The sequence below is a fragment of the Alteripontixanthobacter muriae genome (assembly GCF_013336795.1).
In the GTDB taxonomy this organism is placed as follows: domain Bacteria; phylum Pseudomonadota; class Alphaproteobacteria; order Sphingomonadales; family Sphingomonadaceae; genus Pseudopontixanthobacter; species Pseudopontixanthobacter muriae.
The window spans coordinates 1-5,900 of the sequence record NZ_JAAFZT010000027.1; the positions used below are offsets into that span (position 1 = coordinate 1).

The window sequence follows — 5,900 nt, forward strand, 5'->3', positions numbered from 1 at the left end:
TGCTTCCCATATGCTTACAGTTGCGAACGCAAAAAGCCCCGCTGGAAGCAGCGAGGCTATGATCTTCAATGTTTTCAACTAGTTGGTGGTTGCGGGGGTTGGATTTGAACCAACGACCTTCAGGTTATGAGCCTGACGAGCTACCGGACTGCTCCACCCCGCGGCACCGAGTTGGCAGCGTTGCTGCCAGGCGTCTTGCGAAGTGCCTGATCGCGAGAAGCGCCAAAAAGGGCCGCCCATGGTGGGTCGGCCCTTATGACAAGTGAATGGGTTATATCCCGCACATACGCCGGCTTCAATGCCTGGCGGCGACCTACTCTTCCAGTGCTTGAGCACTAGTACCATCGGCGCTACCTGGTTTCACGGCCGAGTTCGAGATGGGATCGGGTGGGTCACAGGCGCTATGACCACCAAGCAATGAAGCCGGCGTATGTGCGGGTTTTTAAATCGATGTATTCAAAGGGCGTATCTGGCTGGATGTTCCTCACACCCGACAGGCCCTGTTACAGGGCTGTCGTTGATGGTGCGGATTCATCAAGCATGATCAGAGTTATTAGGACCGGTTAGCTTCACACATTACTGCGCTTCCACACCCGGCCTATCAACGTGATGGTCTATCACGACTCGAAGATATCTAATCTTGAGGGAGGCTTCCCGCTTAGATGCTTTCAGCGGTTATCCCGTCCGTACATAGCTACCCTGCGGCACTGCTGGCGCAATGACAGGTACACCAGAGGTACGTTCACCCCGGTCCTCTCGTACTAGGGGCAACTCCTCTCAAATATCGACGCCCACGGCAGATAGGGACCAAACTGTCTCGCGACGTTCTGAACCCAGCTCACGTACCACTTTAATTGGCGAACAGCCAAACCCTTGGGACCTGCTCCAGCCCCAGGATGTGATGAGCCGACATCGAGGTGCCAAACGATTCCGTCGATATGAGCTCTTGGGAATCATCAGCCTGTTATCCCCGGCGTACCTTTTATCCGTTGAGCGATGGCCCTTCCACGAGGGACCACCGGATCACTATGACCGACTTTCGTCTCTGCTCGACTCGTCAGTCTCGCAGTCAGGCAGGCTTATGCCATTGCACTCTCGCAGACGGTTTCCAACCGTCCTGAGCCTACCATCGCGCGCCTCCGTTACTCTTTAGGAGGCGACCGCCCCAGTCAAACTACCCGCCACAGAGGGTCCTACTACCGGATAACGGTAGTTAGTTAGACATCAGAAAACAGCAGGGTGGTATTTCACCTATGGCTCCACTCGGACTGGCGCCCAAGTTTCAAAGCCTCCCACCTATGCTACACAACTCTTTCCTAATGCCACTCTGAAGCTGCAGTAAAGGTGCACGGGGTCTTTCCGTCTAACCGCGGGTACTCCGCATCTTCACGGAGAATTCAATTTCGCTGAGCATATCCTGGAGACAGTGGGGAAGTCGTTACGCCATTCGTGCAGGTCGGAACTTACCCGACAAGGAATTTCGCTACCTTAGGACCGTTATAGTTACGGCCGCCGTTTACTGGGGCTTCAATTCGGAGCTTGCACTCCTCCTCTTAACCTTCCAGCACCGGGCAGGCGTCAGACCCTATACGTCGTCTTGAAGCCGACTTAGCAGAGTCCTGTGTTTTTGATAAACAGTCGCTACCCCCTGGCCTGTGCCCCCTGAAAAGAGTTGCCTCGATTCAGGGCCTCCTTCTTCCGAAGGTACGGAGGCAATTTGCCGAGTTCCTTCAGGATACTTCTCTCAAGCGCCTTGGTATACTCTACCTGACCACCTGTGTCGGTTTCGGGTACGGTCTATATGAAGAGGCTATTTCCTGGAACAGCTTGGCAGCCCGATCAATCCAATAAGATCGAACTACTTCCGCCATCCGTCACACATCTTCAGGCCCACGAATATTAACGTGGTTCCCATCGACTACCCCCTTCGGGCTCGTCTTAGGGGCCGGCTCACCCTGCGCTGATTAGCATTGCGCAGGAACCCTTGGTCTTTCGGCGAAAGGGTATCTCACCCTTTTTATCGCTACTCATGTCAGCATTCGCACTTCCGATATGTCCACCGTCGGTTACCCTTCGGCTTCATCCACTTACGGAACGCTCCGCTACCGCTCATAGTAAACTATGAACCCTAAGCTTCGGTGCATCACTTTAGCCCCGTTACATCTTCGCCGCAGGAACCCTTATTTAGACCAGTGAGCTGTTACGCTTTCTTTAAAGGATGGCTGCTTCTAAGCCAACCTCCTGGTTGTTTTGGGATTCCCACATGCTTTCCCACTTAGTGATGACTTGGGGACCTTAGCTGTAGGTTAGGGCTGTTTCCCTTTTGACGACGGACCTTAGCACCCGCCGTCTGTCTGCCGGATAAGACTCGATGGTATTCGGAGTTTGGTTAGGTTTGGTACCGCTCGCGCAGCCCTAGCCCATCCAGTGCTCTACCCCCATCGGCATACATCCGACGCTCTACCTCAATAGATTTCGCGGAGAACCAGCTATTTCCCGGCTTGATTGGCCTTTCACCCCTAAACACAACTCATCCGATAATTTTTCAACATTAAACGGTTCGGTCCTCCAGTGCATGTTACTGCACCTTCAACCTGGTCATGCCTAGATCGCCGGGTTTCGGGTCTAATCCAACATACTCAGTCGCCCTATTCAGACTCGCTTTCGCTACGCCTACACCTAACGGCTTAAGCTTGCATGCTAGATTAAGTCACTGACCCATTATGCAAGAGGTACGCGGTCACTCCCCAAAGGAGCTCCCACTGCTTGTAAGCATTCGGTTTCAGGTACTGTTTCACTCCCCTAATCGGGGTGCTTTTCACCTTTCCCTCACGGTACTTGTTCGCTATCGGTCACATACGAGTATTTAGGCTTGGAGGGTGGTCCCCCCATGTTCAGACAGGATTACACGTGTCCCGCCCTACTCGAGTCCTTCCATATCACTTTCGCATACGGGGCTGTCACCCGCTATGGCCACACTTTCCAGAGTGTTCTGCTAGTTGAATGAAAGGCACTGGCCTGGTCCCGGTTCGCTCGCCACTACTACGGGAATCTCGGTTGATGTCTTTTCCTCCGGGTACTGAGATGTTTCAGTTCCCCGGGTTCGCTTCACCAAAGCTATATATTCACTTCGGTAATACCTTATCCACCTCGTCCTCATGCCCCCGAAGGAACACGAGAAGAAATGGTGAAGGTGGGTTCCCCCATTCGGAAATCGCCGGATCAAAGTTTGCTCACAACTCCCCGACGCTTATCGCAGCGTGCCACGTCCTTCATCGCCTGTATGTGCCAAGGCATCCACCAAATGCTCTTACCTCACGCTTGAGAATCCACACCATCAACGACAGGCCTGCATAAAGCCCGTCATATCCAATTGGCGTGGAGGAATATCTCAGCCAGATATTACATCTTAAGTGCCGCATCCGCATATCCACCCAGACAGACTTGCGCCTGCTAAGCGATACACGATGCGCCACGGCATCGATTTAAAAACCCATTCACAATGTCAAAGACGCAAGGAGCATATCTCCCTGCTACCACGTGCCGATAAATCGGCACCGGATAACGGTTATTCATCTACTGGAGTGTCGCAGGTCACGAGCAAGGCTCGAAAGACGGATCTGGTGGAGCCTATCGGGATCGAACCGATGACCCCCTGCTTGCAAAGCAGGTGCTCTCCCAGCTGAGCTAAGGCCCCTTAAACCATATCCGCATCAAACCTTGTGAACATGGTGGGCCGGGGAGGAGTTGAACCTCCGACCTCACGCTTATCAGGCGTGCGCTCTAACCACCTGAGCTACCGGCCCCACCGCACCTGGCAGGCACACCCCATCAAAGACAGGGCAAGCCGCGGGCGGCGTGAGCCAGCTCAGGCGTATGACACGATCTATAATGATCGCGTCAATCTCCAGTTGATGAAAGGACATGAGGACGACGGCAATGTTCTTTGAAAAGCTGTGAAGCACTTCCAGAGGCAAGCTCCGGCGCTTTCGCAGCAATCCTTAGAAAGGAGGTGATCCAGCCGCAGGTTCCCCTACGGCTACCTTGTTACGACTTCACCCCAGTCGCTGAACCCACCGTGGTTGGCTGCCTCCTGCAAGCAGGTTAGCGCACCACCTTCGGGTGAATCCAACTCCCATGGTGTGACGGGCGGTGTGTACAAGGCCTGGGAACGTATTCACCGCGGCATGCTGATCCGCGATTACTAGCGATTCCGCCTTCATGCTCTCGAGTTGCAGAGAACAATCCGAACTGAGACGACTTTTTGAGATTAGCTCACCCTTGCGGGATAGCTGCCCACTGTCATCGCCATTGTAGCACGTGTGTAGCCCAGCTTGTAAGGGCCATGAGGACTTGACGTCATCCCCACCTTCCTCCGGCTTATCACCGGCAGTTTCCTTAAAGTGCCCAACTAAATGATGGCAACTAAGGACGAGGGTTGCGCTCGTTGCGGGACTTAACCCAACATCTCACGACACGAGCTGACGACAGCCATGCAGCACCTGTCACCGATCCAGCCGAGCTGAAGGAAACCATCTCTGGTAACCGCGATCGGGATGTCAAAAGCTGGTAAGGTTCTGCGCGTTGCTTCGAATTAAACCACATGCTCCACCGCTTGTGCAGGCCCCCGTCAATTCCTTTGAGTTTTAATCTTGCGACCGTACTCCCCAGGCGGATAACTTAATGCGTTAGCTGCGCCACCCAGGCACCAAGTGCCCGGACAGCTAGTTATCATCGTTTACGGCGTGGACTACCAGGGTATCTAATCCTGTTTGCTCCCCACGCTTTCGCACCTCAGCGTCAATACTTGTCCAGTCAGTCGCCTTCGCCACTGGTGTTCTTCCGAATATCTACGAATTTCACCTCTACACTCGGAATTCCACTGACCTCTCCAAGATTCTAGCCATCCAGTTTCAAAGGCAGTTCCGGGGTTGAGCCCCGGGATTTCACCCCTGACTTGAATAGCCGCCTACGCGCGCTTTACGCCCAGTAATTCCGAACAACGCTAGCTCCCTCCGTATTACCGCGGCTGCTGGCACGGAGTTAGCCGGAGCTTATTCTCCAGGTACTGTCATTATCATCCCTGGTAAAAGAGCTTTACAACCCTAAGGCCTTCATCACTCACGCGGCATTGCTGGATCAGGCTTTCGCCCATTGTCCAATATTCCCCACTGCTGCCTCCCGTAGGAGTCTGGGCCGTGTCTCAGTCCCAGTGTGGCTGATCATCCTCTCAGACCAGCTATGGATCGTCGCCTTGGTAGGCTTTTACCCTACCAACTAGCTAATCCAACGCGGGCCCATCTAAAGGCGATAAATCTTTGGTCCGAAGACATTATCCGGTATTAGCAGTCGTTTCCAACTGTTATTCCGAACCTAAAGGCAGGTTCCCACGCGTTACGCACCCGTGCGCCACTAACCCCGAAGGGTTCGTTCGACTTGCATGTGTTAGGCATGCCGCCAGCGTTCGTTCTGAGCCAGGATCAAACTCTCAAGTTTGTGTCACGAATATCTCCGGCACGGCCATAAATGACCGCCCACCAGAAACACCCGAATTCAAGGAGCCGATACCTGCACTTGTCAAACGTAATGGATACGAAGGACATGTCCGAAACCACAATGCGTGAGCATCGCAGTAACGTTAAGGCATCGACTTAATTAAACCGGTACACGGAGCCTTGAAGCCACCGGACCGGGCGCCGTCGCCCACATGTCCCTTCATCAAAAACCAACAATGTCAAAGAGCATACCAACATACCGAAGAGGACAACTTGAGGCCCCCCGTATAACCGAAGGGCCGGTTGTCCTGATATGTTGGCGACCAAAACCGCAAAAGCCGGTGAAAACCGTCTGCGCCGCTCCGGTGAGAGGGCATATATGGACCACCCAAGATTCGGTCAACC

The 5,900-nt window shown here is 53.7% G+C and carries 3 tRNA genes and 3 rRNA genes; all 6 read right to left on the reverse strand.

Annotation, left to right across the window (positions count from 1 at the left end):
• Positions 1-86 precede the first annotated feature (86 nt).
• Positions 87-163, reverse strand: a tRNA-Met gene (locus tag G7A66_RS09145).
• 137 nt (positions 164-300) lie between these two features.
• Positions 301-415: ribosomal RNA gene (gene rrf / locus G7A66_RS09150) — 5S ribosomal RNA — on the reverse strand.
• 118 nt (positions 416-533) lie between these two features.
• A 23S ribosomal RNA gene (locus G7A66_RS09155) occupies positions 534-3,324 on the reverse strand.
• Positions 3,325-3,621: 297 nt separating this feature from the next.
• Positions 3,622-3,697 (reverse strand) — tRNA-Ala (locus G7A66_RS09160).
• Between the two features lie 32 nt (positions 3,698-3,729).
• Positions 3,730-3,806 (reverse strand) — tRNA-Ile (locus G7A66_RS09165).
• A gap of 199 nt (positions 3,807-4,005) precedes the next feature.
• Positions 4,006-5,496: ribosomal RNA gene (locus tag G7A66_RS09170) — 16S ribosomal RNA — on the reverse strand.
• Together the 16S, 23S and 5S rRNA genes with 3 tRNA genes alongside form the textbook arrangement of a ribosomal RNA operon.
• Between the last annotated feature and the right edge of the window lie 404 nt (positions 5,497-5,900).